Origin of the sequence: Nostoc sp., from assembly GCF_036917755.1 — a bacterium.
In the GTDB taxonomy this organism is placed as follows: domain Bacteria; phylum Cyanobacteriota; class Cyanobacteriia; order Cyanobacteriales; family Nostocaceae; genus Nostoc.
The window spans coordinates 25170-42684 of sequence record NZ_JBALFC010000019.1 but is presented as its reverse complement, the minus strand read 5'-3'; the positions used below and the strand labels follow the sequence as shown (position 1 = coordinate 42684).

Below are 17515 nucleotides of genomic sequence, written 5' to 3'. Positions count from 1 at the left end.
ACAGGTCGCTAATCGTATTCCTTCATGAAGAAAGAGTTATAGATTGCACGTTGTGATAAGACCAGTAAATGCCGCGATTGTTGAGCAGTTGATCGTGAGTCCCTGCCTCAACGATTTCACCGTTATGCATGACGATGATCCAATCTGCATTGCGGATTGTAGACAAGCGGTGGGCAATGACAATGACGGTTCGATTTTGGCGTAAGCGCTCAATGGCTTCTTGCACAAGCCGTTCAGAATGAGAATCTAGTGCGCTGGTTGCTTCATCAAGAATGAGAATTTCTGGGTCTCGCAGAATTGCGCGTGCGATTGAGAGACGTTGACGCTGACCACCCGAAAGCTGCACACCGCGATCGCCTATTAGCGTATCATAACCACGCGGTAATTGCTGAATGAATTCATCCGCATTGGCTAAAGAAGCAGCCTTGAGGATCGCATCATCGCTTACCGTTTCGAGACCATAGGCAATGTTATCGCGAATCGAAGCATTGAAAATGTATGTGTCTTGGCTGACGATTCCGAATTGACGCCGTAACGACGCGACATCATAATTCCGAATATCTTCGCCATCAATATAAATCGTACCTCTTGTCACGTCATAAAAACGTGGTAAAAGTGCTGCCACCGTTGACTTACCGGCTCCAGACGAGCCAACCAACGCGATAGTCTGACCGCAGGGAATGTTTAAATCAATATCTTTGAGAATTGTTGTGCGATCGTTGTAACCAAAGCTGACTTTGCGAAAGTGAACTCCCTCACGTAAATGAGAAAAATTGCGTGAGCCAGACTGAGGTGGCTCAGATTGCGTAGAAAACAGTGCGTCACACACAACACTCACCGAAGGCAGATATTGATGAATTGCGCCACGCGCGGTATTAATCCGTTTTGTAACTGGCACAACTTTGATCAGCGTCAGCATAAATGCCATTAGTTCTGAGGTTGACAGCAACCCGCGTGAAATCAGTAGCACATAGCTGACCATTAAAATCACCATAGCTACTGCCATAGTGGAAAATTCAGTCAACGGCTCGACTAGTCCAACTTTTTTAGCAACTAGTATGCTAGTGTCTGTGACTTCATTGGAGATGCGTTCAAAGCGATCTAACTCGTAGCGTTCTGCTGCATAAGATTTTACAACGCGGATGCCCGCCAAGGTATCGAGAATGCGAATGTTGAGATCGTATCGAGCATCGACTACAGCTTTGCCAAACTTTCTAATTCGACGCAAGAGTTGGTTTAACCCTAAGCCCACACTGCCAATTAGCAGGACAATCAGCAGCGTTAGTTGCCACGAAACCAAGAGCATGGTTCCGAGATAGGCCATTAAAATAAAACCAGCAGTGATCAATGAAATCAGAAATGACAGCATAATGTTAATGCTAATCACTTCTCCTAGGGTGCTTGACAACGTGCCTAACTTTTGGTTATCAAAGAATGCGATCGGCGCGTTGATATATTTCTCGTAAAGGCGCGTTCTAAATAAAGCGATGAGTTTCTCGCGATAAAAGCTAGTTAAAACCTCAGCCATGTAGCTAAAGTAGCTTTTTAGGGCAAGCGATACTAGCATCGTCAACACCAAAAGTCCGATCAGCGTTGCTTTAGGCTGTTGACTTACCCAGAGATCAACACCTGGCAAAATCCCCGCAGGCAGGTGAATGCCATTTCCCTCATTGAGCAGCAGCCGCAAAAAGGGAATGGTCAGACCGATGCCTACGCCGTCTAGCAGCGCCGCTAAGATCATTGCGATCATTCCCAGATAAAGACGTTGGCGAGGAACTTTCATGCCCATACGCACCAGGCGTTCCATACTTTGCCAGTGGGAATTCAATGGGAAATTCCAGTCGAGTTTTTTGCGGTTTTGGCGGCGACCCAATCGAAGGCTTCTAATTTTCACAATAAATTCTTAAACTGTATGAATGGTTAAACTGACAATAGTTGCTTAGTCAGTAAGCAGTCAAAATCATCCCTGACAATGAACGCTAAACAATTTAATCAGCGATCGCTCAAATAGAAGGAGGCAACCAAGTTTCTACAAAATATCCCCAACGCAGGGATAACTCCATCTGCAACGGAATACGGATTTGCAAAGCTGACTCAAACGGGTTGATAAGTTTCCAAGAATCAAGCAACGCTAGCAGGAGTCTCCACAAACTACTGATTTGCTGTCGAATTCTCGATTTACCCAACATATGTTCAATCAATGCAACTGAACGCCCTTGCCAAAAGTTGCGCCGCACTAACCATTCGGGATCAATGCGTTCTTTAGGAATCCAATGCTCGATCGCAGCTTCAGGATGGTAATAAAAACCCCCTCCCTGACTTTGGAGAGTAGCATTGAGTAAATATTCTTCGCCGGAAAGTAGACTATTCCCTCTGCGCCCTAGCTTCTCGTGAAAGCCGCCGATTTTCAAGAGCGCATCACGCTGGTAAGCTACGTTTGCGCCCCAAGGAAACTCATTGGGACGGAACCAGCGAGGCTGATCGCCGCCATCAAGGATCGTAAACAGACTCTCCATCGTGGGATGAACCCAATCCGGTTTAGGTAGCTCCCAAAGCGGGCGGATCAATCCACCCACACAAACAGGCTCAGGCCGCACAGTTTGGAATGTGTGTAGTAACGAAGCCAGCCAACTAGGACAAGGAATGGCATCATCATCAAGAAAAGCAATGTATGAACTCTTCACTTCCTGTAGTGCAGTGTTCCGCGCTTTTGATAACCCTTGAACCGGCTCAAAGACATAGCGTAACTGGGGCAGAGCCGTCTCAAAGGCTTGACACACGCTGTGGGTGCTATCCGTTGAGGCATTATCTATTACCAAAATCTCAAATCGGGATGCTTCTAAGGTCTGATGGCATAAGGCTTCTAGGGCGAGTTGCAGCCGATCGGCGCGGTTATAAGTGCAAATCGCAACCGAAATACAGGGAACTTTTTCGCTAGGCGATACTGCAAGTAGATTGTAGGTTTGAGATTTCATACGAAAAATGGTTGCAAACTAGGATAAGGGAGCTAGCAATTTCCTGTCTTTATAAGAGAACTTCAGAATTGATCAGTGACATTTTGCGGAAATCGAGGTAAGAAACACAATTTTTTGGATAGCGATTGCGTCATCTTAAAAAGCATCACTTATTCTTGCCCCAAAAAGTACGTACAAAATTTAATCCGATATCCAGCTTTTTTGCTAATTTTATGTGTAACTACTATTGACAAAATAATTCTATTTTAAACTGTCACGAATGATTAATCATGAGTCGCCTGTTCCAAATCTTAGATAATCTCGGATAGTACGCCAGTAAGAAAGAGCGATCTCAAGAAAACTAATTGAGGAAGGCATTATATGTTGCGGTACACTTTCAGAGCATCGCAATATATAAAAGCCGCGACCACATGTTTCAACAGGAACTCCTGCAAAGTAAATAGCCAAATTTGCAGGAACTATAGCTAACATTTTTCTAATTGGAGCAATATCGAAGTCATCCATAATAATAATTGCTCCTGGTTTACAGTTATTTAGAGCTGTGAATAGAACTATTTCACGCCCAGGAATATGCGGACCATCAATAAAGATGATATCTGCTTGCTTAATTTTTGTGATGTAATCGTTTGCAAGACTATACGTAAAAAATAATCTTAGGTTTGACAGTTGCAACCGAAGAGGAGCATGTATGACATCCCATATAGAAGCTATTTTAGGACTGATTTTAAGTTTTATTTGGTTTAGCCAATTTCTTTCATTTTCGACGGTGGTAACAGATTTTTGGTGAATCGATGCCCATGTGCAGAACAATATAGTAGACTCACCACTCCCAAATTCCACGATACAGGAAGGTAAAGTCTTTTCTAAGAGTTCATCTAAGAAAGCTAATGCTTCCGGTAATAATGCATAGGGATTGGGAGAAGGCTCTCGGAATAGTCTGTTTTTTGAATGATGGAGAATCTCTGCCACAAATTGCTCAAACTCTTGAGACTTTTTGAATTGGAAAGATAACGAAGAAGGTAAGGAATGCTGATTTGTGTTAAGCAAAGAAAGCATAACTGATATCTCTTAAGTAAAGTACAAGTCTGGACTCTGAGAATTTGACTAAACCACGTCTACCTTCAGAACGTAGTTTGAACTTACAGATTCCCTTTATGGGATTGGTCTAAAATGTAATCGCAGGCACGAACTGTCAAAGCCATAATCGTTAACGTTGGATTCTGACAGCCTTGAGATGGAAAGCAAGAACCATCGGTGATAAATAAATTTGGTACATCCCAGCTTTGATTAAAGCGATTCAGCACAGAGGTCTTTGGGTCATTTCCCATGCGTGCCGTTCCAACTTCATGAAAAGCGGTGCCAGGAGGAGCTAATGTACGGCTTTCTGATTCCACTAAAAACCCAGTCGCCTCTGCCATTTCTTTGAGGGTTTGTAGCTGGTCTTGAGCCATTGCAACTTCGTTGTCTGAAAAGGCACAAGAAATATGAGCAACAGGAATTCCCCAAGCATCTTTGTGATCAGGGTCTAGTGTGACATAGTTTTCAAATCGGGGTAGCATTTCGCCAAAAGCAGTCATAGTGAAGGGGACTCGATCAGAGTCTTCAGGAACTTCGCGCGCAGCCGAACCTTGTATTCCGTAACCGCGAATAAAGTTAGGATGTCGATCGCAAATGTTGCGAAACTGGGGAATGTAAAACCCACCTGTCGGCTGGTTGCGTGCAAAGGATTCTGGGTTGGGAATGATGCCTTTGACTACTATGGAATTGAGATGATCCATCAGATAATGACCCAGCACACCTGAAGAATTGCCTAAGCCGTTTGGATGCTGACGAGTTGTAGAATTGAGCAGCAGACGGGTCGATTCAATCGATGAGGCACATAGAATCACGACTTTGGCATAGATTTCGTAACTCTTGTGAGTATAACGATCAATGACTGCCACTCCCTTGGCTTTACCTGTATCAGAATCGACTATGATATGGCTGGCAATACTGTTTGAGCGCAGCTTCAGTCGCCCGGTTTTTTGAGCGATTGGGACAGTAGATGGTGGCGGTGCAAAGCGCCCAGGAATAACTCGGCGATCGCTCCATCGACTTTCGACAGCAACTTTGAAAAGTTCTTCGCCATCGCTCAATACTCTATGGGGAAGAACGACTGAATCAGGAAGGTGGGGAATTCCTTCGACAGTTCCTCGCACACCCACCCAGCGTTCGACGCGAGCATAGTAAGGAGCGAGGTCTTGATGACTGATTGGCCAATTTTCTCCATATCCATCGTGATTGGCTGCTTTAAAGTCGTAGTCTGAGAGCCGATAAAGTTGTCGCCCATGAGCTTTAACAATCATGCGTCCACCAACTTGTCGGCTGCGGAGCCAGATAAACGGTTGATTGTCTGGGGTAGTGTAGGGATTTTCGATATCATCTACAAAATTTTCATAATTCCATTCCCAAGCAAACGTTTTGGATTGAATTGGTTGGCGTTGGAGCGAGAGCGATCGCTGATCGACTTTGCCTCGATACTTCAATTTACGTAAAATATCTTGCTTGAAAATCAACCATTCTTTTTGGCGGGGTGTTTCACCTGCATCGAGCAAGCAAACCTGCATTCCGCCTTCAGTAAGTTGTTTCGCAGCCCAACCACCACTGGCTCCTGCACCAATGACGATAGCATCATAAACTTTTTGCTTTCCCATAGCTATAACAACCCAATTAAGCGTGAAGTCCTAATAGTTAACTAAGTTTTTCAAACTGTTTTTAGAACGATAATCTCGAATCCGTTGAATCAATCTATTGACCTTGTGATTGCTCTGATGCTCTAGCCCCCAATGAATCAGATTGTTAATGATGAAATAAAGTTTATCTTTGGAAAAACAAAACTGAGGATAGGTCAAAAGCGCGCGCCAGAAAAAGTAACTCGCTTGACGATAGTTATTACTTTTTTGAGCTAGGGAAGCAATGTAAAGATATCCCCGACCATAGGCTCGGCGTTTTTTCCACTGGAATTGTAGTGGCACAGATTCAAACAGATCTTCGATCGCTTTAATTATGTTTGAAACCATTAACTCCAGATTGCGGCTGGTACTGTGAGGATGCTGTCTATAGTGAACTAAGGGTTCGCAAATTATCTTAAATGGATAGTCAGCCGCAATCCGCGTCCACATATGCCAGTCTTCAGGCCCTTTAATGGTTTGATCAAAGTATCCAACAGTTTCAAAGCATTCACGGCGAACCATCGGAGAACTACCACACATTACCAAATTCAATTCCAGCATTTGTAGCCAAACATTACCTTCGTCATAATAAATTTCGGGTTTGGAGAGAATGTTATCTTGCTCATCAACTACAAATACCCAAGTATCAACTAATCCGAGTTCAGGATTATTAATAAAAGCAGATACTTGTTTTTCGAGTTTAGTGGGTTCCCATAAATCATCGGCATCTAGAAAGGCGATGTACTCGCTCTGACTCAATCGAATTCCATTATTGCGTGCTGCTGACTGTCCTTGATTAGCTTGAGATATGAGCTTAACGTTTGGATGTGTGATTTCAGCAGCCCAAGTTGCAATATGGTCTGAACTTCCATCATCAATAATTAGAACTTCAAAATCTTGAAAAGTTTGATTGAAGAGAGTATCTAACGCCTGGGGCAGAAAACTCATCGCATTGTAAGCAGGAATGATAACTGAAACTTTGGGCGTAGGTTCCATTCTAATGAAGGCGATTTTGCGATCGCGATCGGAGTAATGCGAAAAGGTGAGATCAAATCAAAACTGGTATTTTATCGATGATTGAATCCTAAAAATTTAGCGATCGCTAAATTTTTACGTGTTGATAAACGGGTAGAGCCACAGTGGAATCATCTGGATCGACCTGCATTTTTTGAATTTGCTTCGCCGCCAGGTGTTGAGCTTGTTTGGTTGCTTTCAAAAACCTGCGATCGCGTGGACTCATCAGCCAAGACGAGAGAAAATAGCGGACTTTTGTGCGCCAAGAAAGTTGATCTTGCGGTCTGTTTCTTAAAAAATCCATGATCGCTCTAGAATAAACGATTCCTTTGACCAACTTGAGCAAATAGCCCTCACTCAGACGCTCGATCGGCATGATGTGGACGAGTTTTAAGCGTGAAAACCGACCTAATCCTAGCTCCACATCTAGCGCGGCTAAAGCAATATCAAAATCTTCGCAGCGCAGTAATAATTCACCGCGTTGCCCTAAACTCAAGCGACGCGGATCTGACTGTACTAAATCAATGTACTTTTGCGCCACCGGCTTACGAATGCACATACCCGCCCCTACAGGCATAGTTTGGGATAAATCTAGGTTTGACCAAGCGTCTTTGTCAAACTGAATGATTGCCAGTAAGGGCCACATTGGACGAGTCCAGTCTTCTGGTGTTCCACCTTGAAAATCGGCAGTTGATTGTCCGCCCCAAACACCTAAATATGGATGATTCTCGGAAATTTTGAGCGCATGGTGCAAGTAATTTGGGTCTAAAACATTGTCATCATCCACAAATATTGAAATGGCTCCTTGACTTTCTTGTAAACCCCGGAAACGAGCAAATACTGTCCCTAACTGGGGTTCAAGAATGTGTCTAGCATGGGGATGCCAACTGAGGTCGATGGAGTCTGCCAAGGGCAAAAGACTTGCGTTATCAACTAAGAGCAGCTCCCATTGTGTTCGAGGAAGTGTCTGAACTTTGAGCGCTTCCATAACTCGGTCGAGATAGGCAGGCTGGGGATTGTGACTGCAAATCACGATACTAATGACAGGATTCATAAGATACTTATTTCCCTGATTTCTATAACTATCTAATGTTCGGCGTTTTCTATATCTGGTGGTAATCTCAACATGATTAATTAACGAAGTAGGCGTGGAGCTTGTCGTCCTTGATAAGCTAGTTTTGCTGTCCAGGTGCCCACAAAGTGATGCCACAACACAGCCAGGCGGAGCAAATCTTGGGGTAATTCCCATCTGGGCGATCGCTTAATCGGAGCGACAATCACGCGAGCGATCGTTGTCCAAGGATAAACGGCTAAACCAATTAAAAACTTGATGAAGTACTTTAGTGGTTGTGGAACTGGAGCCATTTGGGGATGATTTGCAGTTAGAAAAAACCAGCCATAGGCATCTCGTTCTAAAACGTAAGTAAAATCTTTCAGTTGTGTGCGGTAGGAGTGCTCCACGACTGCCTGACCTTCTTCGCAAATCTTTAGCGTATAGTGTCCTGATTGCACTACCCGCCAACTCATCTCAACATCTGGCCCAGAAAAATTTTCTTGATCAAAGAGTCCGAGTTCATCGAAAACCGCTTTGCGGTACATAACATTAGCCGTCACAACATAGGGCTGAATCCGAGCCGTTCCTCGGCTATGATTTGGGCTTTTGAAAACGCATCCTTCAAAGTAATTGATGTAGTTGGTAATCGTGCGTGGTACTAAACTACCCCCGACAGCACCAACCTGGGGCTGATCAAATGCTTGCCAAAGTTCTAGTAACCAATTAGGACTGACAATGCAATCGGCATCGGTAAGGGCGATAAACTCGCCTTTAGCTTGGCGGATAGCTGTGTTGCGGGCTGCATAGGGACCAGGTACTGGCTCTTGCAGCACTGTAATTGGATAAGTGTGTAGAATACTCAAACTTTGATCGCTTGAATTGTTATCAACGCCCAAAATCTCTAAGCGATCGGCCGGCCAGTTGAGCGCCATCAGCGAATCCAGCAGGTTAGTAAGTTCTTGTTCCTCGTTATAAATCGGGACAACAACAGAAATTAAAGGCAGGTCAGTATTCATAGCGCTTTGGCAGAAATCACAGGATTGCGGGGACGATGTAACCATTTGCGCGTCAGACGTTCAACAATAAATTGCGGAATTGCTCGGTAGCCTTGTTTGAGCGATTCCCAAGCCAGTTGCTTTTTACCTGAGCGGAAGTAAGCCCAAGCCACATCTACTTGGCGACGAGCGATCGCTAGATTGATAGCCGCCTTAGCGCTGGGATTGTCACTTTGAACGCCTTGTTTCATGACCAAGAGTTCATCGAGGGCAATCTGGAGATAATCGACGGTGAGACTACTCGGACGCTTGCGGTAAGTGGTGAGAGCATCAGGAATAAAACTGACTTCCCATCCATCTTGAGCAATTTCTAACCAGAGTTGATAATCTTCACCTGTGCGAAACCGAGCATCAAAACCCCGTCTACCTTTGAGACAATCGGCACGAATTACAACTGTGCTGCTAGTTCCTGTCCAGTTACGGATGAGAAAATCTTGCCATTGCAGGGTAGATTTAGTAGGTGGTGCAAACCAAGGCGTCAAGCGATCGCCTTCGGGACGATCATACAAAACTTCAAACCAGTTGAAACTCAGGCCAATTTTGCCATTCGTCTGCATTCGCTCAAAATGAGCTTCAAGTTTGCGAGGATGCCATAGATCATCTGCATCTAAAAAGGCAATCAACTCTCCTTTTGCTAGTTGTAAGCCTGTATTGCGAGCCGCAGCCGGTCCTGCATTGGTTTGATAGACATAACGCAGCGACTGATGATCGGAGAACTTGTGGACTCGATCAACTGTATCGTCGGTTGAACCATCATCAACAACAATTACTTCAAAATCACCATAGCTTTGAGCAAAAACTGAAGCCAAAGACTGCTCAATATAAGCGCTGGCATTGTAAACCGGGATGATAATACTAAAATTAGGCATGACTACAAAGACAAAGGCTGATAGGCTGGCTTTTGTAAAGGGCGAATCAAACGAGCAGGCACTCCACCTACCAAGGTGTAGGGCGCGACATTGCAAGTTACCACTGCACCTGCTGCAACTACGGCTCCGCGTCCAATTGTGACACCTTTAAGCACGATCGCTCTTGTCGCAATCCACACATCGTCTTCAATCCGAATCGGTTCCGCCGGGGAAGGACTATGCCGATCTTCTAATCCATGAAAGTCGCTGTCTAGAATCGATACGCCATTGGCAATTTGGACGCGATCGCCAATTATGACCTCAACTTTGGCTGAAATCGTGGTGCCGGTGTTGATAAAAACGTGATTGCCAATTTGCAACACACCATCAGCACCAACCTCCAGTTGACTACGACTCAAATGTGACCAGAGACTGAAGTCATCACCAATGATTAGCTGTCCAGCATTTTGGATTAGGGGAATCCCCCAAGATTTTGGCGCAGTACCAACCGAACTACAACCTCGTAATGCCCATCGAGTTACAAGCGTATTTTTTTGCTGACGAAGCCAAGTAAACATAGAATCTTGTTGTTGCCTCAACCTGCTAGAAAATCAAAGCGAAAAAAGTCGCGGGTGCCAAATCTTTCTTTGAAAATGGCAATTCGCTCATCAAGGCGAATCTGGAAGATACGATCGTTGTTGTAGTAGTTCAACTCCTTACTAGGAGCGATGTAGCGCTCCCACTTCATATCCATATCAAGTGATAAATAGTGGATGAAATTATGAGGGTTAACATCCCTGGCAGATCGGCGTGTCTTCAACCGCAATTGTATTTGCTCCGGATCGCGATATTGATAGTGGCAATTAGGAATTTTATAAGAACACTTTTTAAGTTTCTTCTGTCCTTTCGGAGCCATATAGCCGTGGGGATTGCCTGCATTGCTCTGTTCAGGCCACGTTAAATCTGCGTCGATCTTAAACAAGCGTTGCTCAATATTGGTAAAGCGGTAGTATCGGCGTCGCTGGGTAATTGGTGTTTCCCGCGACTCTAATCCTTTTTGATATCTTTGCCAATCTACTTCAGTAAAGTGGAAGTTGTATTGAATCGTATTAATTTGCTGGGCACCTTCTTGTTCTGCAATCCGAATTACTTGACGTGGGTCTTTTGCCAGAAACTCATCAGCATCAAGAATATATAACCAGTCGCCGATCGTAAAGTTATCGCGCACTGCATTAAAAACTTGAGCGCGTAGACCATCAGAAAACGGGACACTTTCTTGTCGGAATGGAACAACTACGTTATTAGCAGCTTTTTGAACTTGCTGCCAAGTATTGTCTATACTGCCCGTATCAAAAACGTAGATTTTATGGCAGAAGTTGCTAGCAAACTGCAAAGTCTCAGCGATCACGTCGCCTTCGTTTTTAGCTAAACAGATAGCATGGATGCGTGTCATAATAAATGTTCTGTAACAGCCGTTCGATTATGTTCTAAAAGTAACGATGGAAATTAGCGAAAAAGCCTTCGGGGGAAAGCCACTCTAACCAGAGTTTCCGACATTCAATTTGAAGGTCTTGAAATTGTTGTGGTGTTAGTTGAGCATGAAACTCGCGGATGCGATCGCCTAGATAAGGCAAATCTGCTTCTTCAACCCATATGCAATAACGCTTCCAATCAATATACTGCTCAAATGGTAGTTCGCAGTCAGTATTGATGAACACCGGAATTCGACCACAACTAAGGGTCTCGTAGAAACGATAGGAAAAATTGCCGCCGCCTCTAGTACAGAGAATATAGTCACTGTTGAGCATGTTATCCACGAATTGCTCACGTTGAGGCAGAGTCAGTTTTTCGGTGTGATGAAGCACATCGTGAATTCTAAAGTTGCATTGCAAGCCTCGACTCTTAGAAAGAATGAACAATGCTTGCTCCCTAATCCTCGAACCATATAGCCAGGGTAAGTCGTGTTTTACAAGTTCAATTCCAAATTTCGATACAATGTCAGCTGCTTTAGGAGTTGCGCCAAGTTGCAAACGTAGCTGATTTGTGAGCTGATTTCTCGGCTGCACAAGTGAGCCATAACCGCAATAGCCCACAATTGGTTGACTAGACTTGCTCCGCAATGGTATTTTTCCCTGACAGTAGTTTTCTACAAAATCTTCACTCCAAGCGGGAATGACGGACTCGTTGTGCAGACGAGTTGAACGATTGATAGATGTGCGAAAGACTAAAGCATTGTCGAGTTCAACAGATGTGGTCGCATCGTCCAAGTAAAAAACAACGAGCGGAATACCTCGGCTCATTGTTTCTTGAGACATTTGTTGAAAAATCTTTAGAGACTCAGGATGAGTGGTAAATTTTGACCAATCAAAAGGCAGCAGTGCTATTTGAGCGTTTTCTAGCTGAGTCAGCTTGAATAAATCAGAAGCAACATCAATGTAGGTGTTGTAGCGACGGCTCATGGGATTCAATAAGACTTCATCGCTTTTACCCCAAAAGGGATACAACATAGCAATATGTTGTATCCCCTCAGGCAAATAACATCGATCCGAGTAAATGTGCAATTGCTTTGCAACTACTTCTTCTCGTTTTTCATATGTATTTCTCATGTCCAAATTTATTTCAAGTTTTTCAATTGCCTAGTGCCGGAAACACCAAAATACTTGTTTAGATAAGTTTAAATAACCAATGATTTTTGTTACACGAATTCTGTCATTCGACCTCCTTTTTTCAGCAAAAACGCAAAAATTGAAGGTTACGTTGGAGAAACTGAGATCAAAATGACCATCAAAGCTCACTCCTAAGCATCAAGATATGCTTAATTTTTCATAAATTTTTCAACAATGAGGCTTTGTGAATCCAATTTCAACAAAGCTTGGTTTTTTCTCTCACCTTGCTAGTTCCTAATATCTCTGCTAAACTAACTTTTTTCTTTTACTATTTGTGCAATCCAATTGAAATGATCTGCTATTTTTCAAATATTCAGCCATCTACGTTTAATCTGATTATTTCTGCGACACATCAACAGATATAACCTTTGATTAGGGTTTTTTCTTACTCACGAGTGCGAAACAACCTTAAACGAGCATCTATATTGTACGCAGCTTCGGTAATTAGAATCTAAGTATTCCTCGGTAGATATAATCTATACTGTTTATCTAGCTTTACATAATTTCGTGTTTACCCCGATTTAACTTATGAGCCTTGCTTTCCCATAATGTAACATCTCTGGTTAGGCGATACATATATTTCACAGTATCTTTACTTAAGTTGTTAAAGATATTTATATTTCATCGGCTTAGTAGTCTTTGTCAGTTACTGAGGAATGAAGATTAAATAAAGTGCAAAATTGGTGACAGAGCATAGTAGATTGAATTCGTGGGTTTGGTGGGTGCAGTATTGTGATCAGAACTGGTTGACTGACAAAAGTAGAGAGAAGGGAGGTGTAACCCTTTATCAAAGGGCATCCCGTGTCGTACTCTAACTGTTAACCACACACAGTTATGATTCAGACAATGGCAAAAACCTCCCACATTTATAATGAACTGCTTAAACTACTAGGTCAATCAAAATCTTGGATCGATATTCGCCATTTGCATACATTGAACCTCTAGCGATTCTCCTAATGCATCATCTTCTAAACAAGAAAGACTCACTTTTGTGTCTTGCTCTGGAGACAGTTTAAACACAACTTCTTTTACTAGATACTGCCGCGATCGCACGCGAACAATCTGTCCAGTTATTTGCTCTGGGTACATCCCAGTTTTTATTCTCCCATTAAGAATAAATAAGAGCAAAGGACTATGACAGAAGTCTGAGATATGGAAGTAATGAGAAGCAAGAAAGAGATAATAAACTTATCAAGACCAGGTGCATCCATGACTCCCGAAGAAGAACAACAAGTAAGAGAATATTCTCGTGCAATAGCAAAAATACTGCACAAAAACACCAATGGTGAGCAAATTACAAATTTGGCAAAAATAGAAGCAGTAGTACGCGCTCAAATGCAGGAATATATCATGCCAGAAGCTACCTGCTTACATGAAAACAGGCGATTGCTGCCTTTGCTCAGGGTGGTTTTTAATGTAACTTAATACTTCACTGATGTTCTTCTGGTAAAAATGCTAATTTTATACTCTTTTACCACAGAACGTTTCTATTCTGGAGATGTCTATTTATGTAAAAGTTCTACTGAAACTGCGCTGAACGTAATGCTGTGCTTGAATCTGATCTAAGTGGAAACTTGCTCCAATTCCAAGAAGCGATCGCTAACATTGAAAACCAGTAGAAGAAAAGTGCTGTATGACTCCAGACGTTTTCGGTCAGCATTCCAACCATTGCTGCTAAAAGAAAAGCGAATAAAACTGAACAAAACTGTTTTTGTGAAGGATCGCTCAAGGGAGAGCGAATAATTTGCAGCAGTCGCAGTAGTTGTACACCCAAAAACAAAAGAAATAAAACCAGACCTACAATTCCTTCCTCAACTAGTGCCCGAACATAATCATTATGTGCCCAAGCAAACATAGGTCCAAAAGCATTTGTTGTTTGGAGTCCATAGCCAAGCAGGGGAAAATGTTGCCAGTGCCCGACGAGTGAAGTCCATTGAGCAATTCTCCAATTAAAGCTATTGTCATCGGACGCAGCGAGCAAAACGGCACGCGATACATCAATATCTGGATTGAGCAATGGAGTTTGTGTAATAGAAGTTAGGCGTTCTCTGCCGTAATCGGTACTCGCAAATAACCCAACCATGACAACAAGCAATAAAATTCCTCCAAAGGTTTTGGCAAAATTTAGGCGAGGAATGACCAGTGTAGCAATCAAAACTACCAGCATCCCAATTCCTACTAATACCTTAGTAGTCACCAAATAAAACACGAGTATACCAAGCAAAAGAAACCAAGGAAGGCGTTTTTGGGCAATGCTAAGTTTCCAGTAAACTAAGCCGATGAAAAAAATTAAAAAGGTTACAAATGTGTTTGCTAAACCTAATGTTCCATTAATGCGAAAATCATGCTGATTAGGATTAACCGCAAGAAACGATGGCAGAAACTGACCAGGAACGACAAGTTGCAGAAAGGCTGTTGAGAGTGGGATAACCAGCGCGAGAAAGAGACAGTTAACGATTTGCTCCGGATGCAACCTTTCTTTCAACTGAAGTGTCAATAGGTAAGACATCAACCAAGACAAAACTCGCACCCACTCACGAACCGCATCTGACAAATGTTCGCTACCCAATCCTAAGCCACCTAAAGGAAGCAGAACAACCCATATTCCTTGAACGACTAACCATCCTGCAAAAAAGCACCAGAAACTGTCGATATGTACAGTCTGTTTGGATAAAAGGCGAACAATCACATAGATTAGCGTCAAGGCTGAAATTCCAATCGCAAATGCACCAGTCAGTCCTTGGTCTGAAAAAGGATCAAGCGTACTTCGTAGAATTAAAAGCCCAATAACAGTCAGCTCAAAGTTTTTGAAAAAGAAGATAATAAATGCAGGAACAAATAGAATTAGACCGACATAGAGAGGGTTAACTCCAATGAGAAGGCCGGCCACAATTCCCATCAATATGCCAATTAATCCAACCCAATACCTTGAATATGCCATTTGTATTTTTCTGATTGGCCTAAGCAGTTTTTGAGCAGTTGTGGTTTACTATTTAATGAAATTAAAGTCTTTTATTGCTGAACTTCCCAATGTCCGCGACTGCCGTCGGGTAAACTCACTAACTGACTGATTACCATCTGGATTCACTACACCCTGTACCTGTTGCCACAGTTCTTGCTGTGCGATCGAAAGATCATACGTGTCCTTTCCTGTTTTGCGAACATGATACCATTGAGTTTTATTACATATTTTGCACCAAAAAGCTTCTAACCACTCGTCCTTCAGAGGGACAGTGGACTTGTTCGATAGCAACAATAAAGCAGTCTTGCGACTAACTCCACGTTGTTGGAGCTGAACCGAGAGATCGGCAAATAAGAGATATTTTTGGCTAACGCTATCTAAATAGGAACCATCGATTGAGCAGTGGATTTTGCGTCGTTTTGAACGTTTCCGGTTGAGATCACATCTTTGCTGCATTAGATTTTACTCCACAGAACTTGGAATGGGCTATTTAACAGTATTAAGTGGGTGGAAATAAATAAGTGAGATTATGTAAACAAAGGTTAAGGAAGAAATTACGATGATGCTACGCGCCATCGCCACCCACAATCTGTTTACTTTTTTGCACCCACTTAACTGTCGATAACTTCATTGACGATTTTGGCAGCCAGATCCCGATCACTGCTTTTATAAGAAAGTTGTACGATATCAGTGCCTTTGATTCCTTCTATTTTTAGTTGTTTTGCCAAGTCGGGAATCGACAACGGTTTGCCTTTCCTATCTTTGAGGTTGAGGGAATTAATTGTTTTCTTAATCACTGGATTTGAACCAACAATTCTGACCTGAGTTTCCAGGGGATTATCGTTTACACTCAAAGCTTCTAGCCGTCCTATGTCTTGCGGTAAGCCTGTAAGTGAGGAAGAGCGATTTGTTTTAATCATCAAACTTCCTTCTGCCTTGGATGAGGGTTTTAGTGAAAATGCATACAAGCATCCAAGGGTAACAGCTATGCTAAAAATTCCGACTAGAGGTAGCCAACGCCGTTGAATAACTTCTAAGTATTTCTGAATATTTGCTTCTTCAAAGTTGGGTAAAGATTCCATCGTCATAATATATACAAATTTTATAAATAAAGACTATTTACTTACAGCAGATTTTTCTCAGTATTTTCCCGCCAGTAGCGCTGTAGTCTACTTTTGGATCGTAATATTTGCGTTAATTGTCAGCAGCTAATGCCTTTTTGTTGAGATTGTTCAATATCTGAAGCAAACTAATAGTTTTATCAGTCGCAAAATTAACTGAGATTGCTTGATATTATCCTGACAGCAAAAACACGCTTACTCACAATTTTATCCCTTGTTTAGAGGCTTTCCATTTTTTGGTTAACTTACTTTGGTGTTATTACTGATGCAAATCATTGATTAGTAATCTATCAACATCATATTATGTAAAAAGACTTAATTGAATAACTTTACAAACAATTCATACATGGCACGTACTGGAATTGCTGTGATTTCATTTGATTTACAACTGACCTTCGTTTGTCCTAAAACCAATCGATGTTGACTAGCCCATGCACTCACCGTATGCAAGGCTTTTAGCTGAGATTCTCGGTCATACGAGCCTGGATGAGTTTTGACAGGGTTAGCAACTACTTCTGTGCCCAATTTCTCAACTAGTGATTGCACCGACTTTAAAACGGGGCTATTGCGATAATGCCCCATGACTCCCGTAACATGGCGTTCAATCATCTCAAGAGTCGGGGGGTAAGGAACCCAGTCTGGTTTTCCCATGTGCCAGAAAAGGGTATGCCCGTGCAATTCCATATTATGCTTTTGGCAGAAATCAGCGATCGCATCTGCTGATTCAAAGGTAAATTTTCCTGGCTGTGGTTCAGTGGCATTCCATTTTAATTCACCATTCAGTGTTGCGATGCCTAACTCCTAAACTATTTACCCCGCTTAACTTCAAATCTCCGCAACCCTTCCGGTACTTCATACTCAACCACAACATCTTTAACCACAGCAGCAGGTGGCCCGGAGTGACACCAGCGAACCATTTCATTTACAACCTCTTGCGCCCCTTCAAAGACTACCTCTACTCGACTATCGGGGAGATTTCGCACCCAACCGGTTAATCCCAACTGGCTAGCTGTATTCACAGTGGCGTAGCGATAGCCCACTCCTTGGACTCGGCCAGAAATGAATACATGGGCGCGGATAATCTTTGGTAGTGCTGTGGAATTCTGCAT

16 protein-coding genes and 2 pseudogenes are annotated in these 17515 nt (G+C 42.8%); 1 reads left to right on the top strand and 17 read right to left on the bottom strand.

Annotated features, from left to right (window positions below):
* Positions 1-22: 22 nt before the first annotated feature.
* The 12 genes from V7L05_RS06420 to V7L05_RS06365 form a co-directional block, all read right to left on the bottom strand.
* Entirely contained in the window at positions 23-1894 is a 1872-nt protein-coding gene (locus V7L05_RS06420; RefSeq protein ID WP_335162871.1) for an ABC transporter ATP-binding protein, read from the bottom strand.
* A 109-nt stretch (positions 1895-2003) separates the two neighbouring features.
* Complete coding sequence (locus tag V7L05_RS06415; RefSeq protein ID WP_335162869.1) at positions 2004-2975, bottom strand: glycosyltransferase; 972 nt, start codon at positions 2973-2975, stop codon at positions 2004-2006.
* A gap of 267 nt (positions 2976-3242) precedes the next feature.
* Complete coding sequence (locus tag V7L05_RS06410; RefSeq protein WP_335162867.1) at positions 3243-4031, bottom strand: class I SAM-dependent methyltransferase; 789 nt, start codon at positions 4029-4031, stop codon at positions 3243-3245.
* A gap of 83 nt (positions 4032-4114) precedes the next feature.
* Positions 4115-5668 carry a GMC family oxidoreductase gene (locus V7L05_RS06405; protein ID WP_335162865.1) on the bottom strand — a complete coding sequence of 518 codons (1554 nt, stop codon included), beginning with the start codon at positions 5666-5668 and terminating at the stop codon, positions 4115-4117.
* Between the two features lie 30 nt (positions 5669-5698).
* The gene (locus V7L05_RS06400; protein ID WP_335162863.1) at positions 5699-6682 is read right to left on the bottom strand and encodes a glycosyltransferase family 2 protein; all 984 of its coding nucleotides are present in this window, start codon (positions 6680-6682) and stop codon (positions 5699-5701) included.
* A gap of 106 nt (positions 6683-6788) precedes the next feature.
* Entirely contained in the window at positions 6789-7754 is a 966-nt protein-coding gene (locus V7L05_RS06395; RefSeq protein WP_335162861.1) for a glycosyltransferase, read from the bottom strand.
* Between the two features lie 80 nt (positions 7755-7834).
* The gene (locus V7L05_RS06390; RefSeq protein ID WP_335162859.1) at positions 7835-8770 is read right to left on the bottom strand and encodes a glycosyltransferase; all 936 of its coding nucleotides are present in this window, start codon (positions 8768-8770) and stop codon (positions 7835-7837) included.
* Positions 8767-9678, bottom strand: coding sequence for a glycosyltransferase family 2 protein (locus V7L05_RS06385; RefSeq protein WP_335162857.1), 912 nt, complete (start codon positions 9676-9678; stop codon positions 8767-8769). The genes V7L05_RS06390 and V7L05_RS06385 overlap by 4 nt, the downstream gene beginning before the upstream one ends.
* Before the next feature lie 2 nt (positions 9679-9680).
* Complete coding sequence (locus V7L05_RS06380; RefSeq protein ID WP_334953398.1) at positions 9681-10235, bottom strand: acyltransferase; 555 nt, start codon at positions 10233-10235, stop codon at positions 9681-9683.
* 17 nt (positions 10236-10252) lie between these two features.
* Entirely contained in the window at positions 10253-11110 is an 858-nt protein-coding gene (locus tag V7L05_RS06375; RefSeq protein WP_335162855.1) for a glycosyltransferase family 2 protein, read from the bottom strand.
* Between the two features lie 34 nt (positions 11111-11144).
* Positions 11145-12263: an exostosin domain-containing protein gene (locus V7L05_RS06370; RefSeq protein ID WP_335162853.1), complete on the bottom strand. Its 1119-nt coding sequence runs from the start codon at positions 12261-12263 to the stop codon at positions 11145-11147.
* A gap of 957 nt (positions 12264-13220) precedes the next feature.
* On the bottom strand, positions 13221-13412 hold the full coding sequence (locus V7L05_RS06365; RefSeq protein WP_335162851.1) for a hypothetical protein: 192 nt from the start codon (positions 13410-13412) through the stop codon (positions 13221-13223).
* Positions 13413-13532: 120 nt separating this feature from the next.
* On the opposite strand from V7L05_RS06365, the pseudogene V7L05_RS06360 reads away from it, so the two are divergent.
* A pseudogene (locus V7L05_RS06360) lies at positions 13533-13703 on the top strand (ISKra4 family transposase); the annotation flags it as partial.
* A 139-nt stretch (positions 13704-13842) separates the two neighbouring features.
* Here the strand turns inward: V7L05_RS06360 and V7L05_RS06355 are convergent.
* The 5 genes and pseudogenes from V7L05_RS06355 to V7L05_RS06335 all read right to left on the bottom strand — a co-directional run bounded on the left by V7L05_RS06355 (position 13843) and on the right by V7L05_RS06335 (position 17515).
* Positions 13843-15264, bottom strand: coding sequence for an O-antigen ligase family protein (locus V7L05_RS06355; protein ID WP_335162849.1), 1422 nt, complete (start codon positions 15262-15264; stop codon positions 13843-13845).
* 48 nt (positions 15265-15312) lie between these two features.
* Positions 15313-15741, bottom strand: coding sequence for a hypothetical protein (locus V7L05_RS06350; RefSeq protein ID WP_335162847.1), 429 nt, complete (start codon positions 15739-15741; stop codon positions 15313-15315).
* 155 nt (positions 15742-15896) lie between these two features.
* Positions 15897-16373 carry a hypothetical protein gene (locus V7L05_RS06345; RefSeq protein ID WP_335162845.1) on the bottom strand — a complete coding sequence of 159 codons (477 nt, stop codon included), beginning with the start codon at positions 16371-16373 and terminating at the stop codon, positions 15897-15899.
* 387 nt (positions 16374-16760) lie between these two features.
* Positions 16761-17198 (bottom strand): annotated as a pseudogene (locus V7L05_RS06340) (endo-1,4-beta-xylanase); the annotation flags it as partial.
* A gap of 14 nt (positions 17199-17212) precedes the next feature.
* Complete coding sequence (locus V7L05_RS06335; RefSeq protein WP_335162843.1) at positions 17213-17515, bottom strand: acylphosphatase; 303 nt, start codon at positions 17513-17515, stop codon at positions 17213-17215.

What these genes read in the sequence shown, in the direction of transcription:
- V7L05_RS06345 (WP_335162845.1), bottom strand. Translation starts at nt 16,373, where the DNA reads ATGACGATGGAATCTTTACCCAACTTTGAAGAAGCAAATATTCAGAAA.
- V7L05_RS06370 (WP_335162853.1), bottom strand. Translation starts at nt 12,263, where the DNA reads ATGAGAAATACATATGAAAAACGAGAAGAAGTAGTTGCAAAGCAATTG.
- V7L05_RS06350 (WP_335162847.1), bottom strand. Translation starts at nt 15,741, where the DNA reads ATGCAGCAAAGATGTGATCTCAACCGGAAACGTTCAAAACGACGCAAA.
- V7L05_RS06375 (WP_335162855.1), bottom strand. Translation starts at nt 11,110, where the DNA reads ATGACACGCATCCATGCTATCTGTTTAGCTAAAAACGAAGGCGACGTG.
- V7L05_RS06410 (WP_335162867.1), bottom strand. Translation starts at nt 4,031, where the DNA reads ATGCTTTCTTTGCTTAACACAAATCAGCATTCCTTACCTTCTTCGTTA.
- V7L05_RS06400 (WP_335162863.1), bottom strand. Translation starts at nt 6,682, where the DNA reads ATGGAACCTACGCCCAAAGTTTCAGTTATCATTCCTGCTTACAATGCG.
- V7L05_RS06365 (WP_335162851.1), bottom strand. Translation starts at nt 13,412, where the DNA reads ATGTACCCAGAGCAAATAACTGGACAGATTGTTCGCGTGCGATCGCGG.
- V7L05_RS06335 (WP_335162843.1), bottom strand. Translation starts at nt 17,515, where the DNA reads ATGCAGAATTCCACAGCACTACCAAAGATTATCCGCGCCCATGTATTC.
- V7L05_RS06415 (WP_335162869.1), bottom strand. Translation starts at nt 2,975, where the DNA reads ATGAAATCTCAAACCTACAATCTACTTGCAGTATCGCCTAGCGAAAAA.
- V7L05_RS06395 (WP_335162861.1), bottom strand. Translation starts at nt 7,754, where the DNA reads ATGAATCCTGTCATTAGTATCGTGATTTGCAGTCACAATCCCCAGCCT.
- V7L05_RS06355 (WP_335162849.1), bottom strand. Translation starts at nt 15,264, where the DNA reads ATGGCATATTCAAGGTATTGGGTTGGATTAATTGGCATATTGATGGGA.
- V7L05_RS06385 (WP_335162857.1), bottom strand. Translation starts at nt 9,678, where the DNA reads ATGCCTAATTTTAGTATTATCATCCCGGTTTACAATGCCAGCGCTTAT.
- V7L05_RS06405 (WP_335162865.1), bottom strand. Translation starts at nt 5,668, where the DNA reads ATGGGAAAGCAAAAAGTTTATGATGCTATCGTCATTGGTGCAGGAGCC.
- V7L05_RS06380 (WP_334953398.1), bottom strand. Translation starts at nt 10,235, where the DNA reads ATGTTTACTTGGCTTCGTCAGCAAAAAAATACGCTTGTAACTCGATGG.
- V7L05_RS06390 (WP_335162859.1), bottom strand. Translation starts at nt 8,770, where the DNA reads ATGAATACTGACCTGCCTTTAATTTCTGTTGTTGTCCCGATTTATAAC.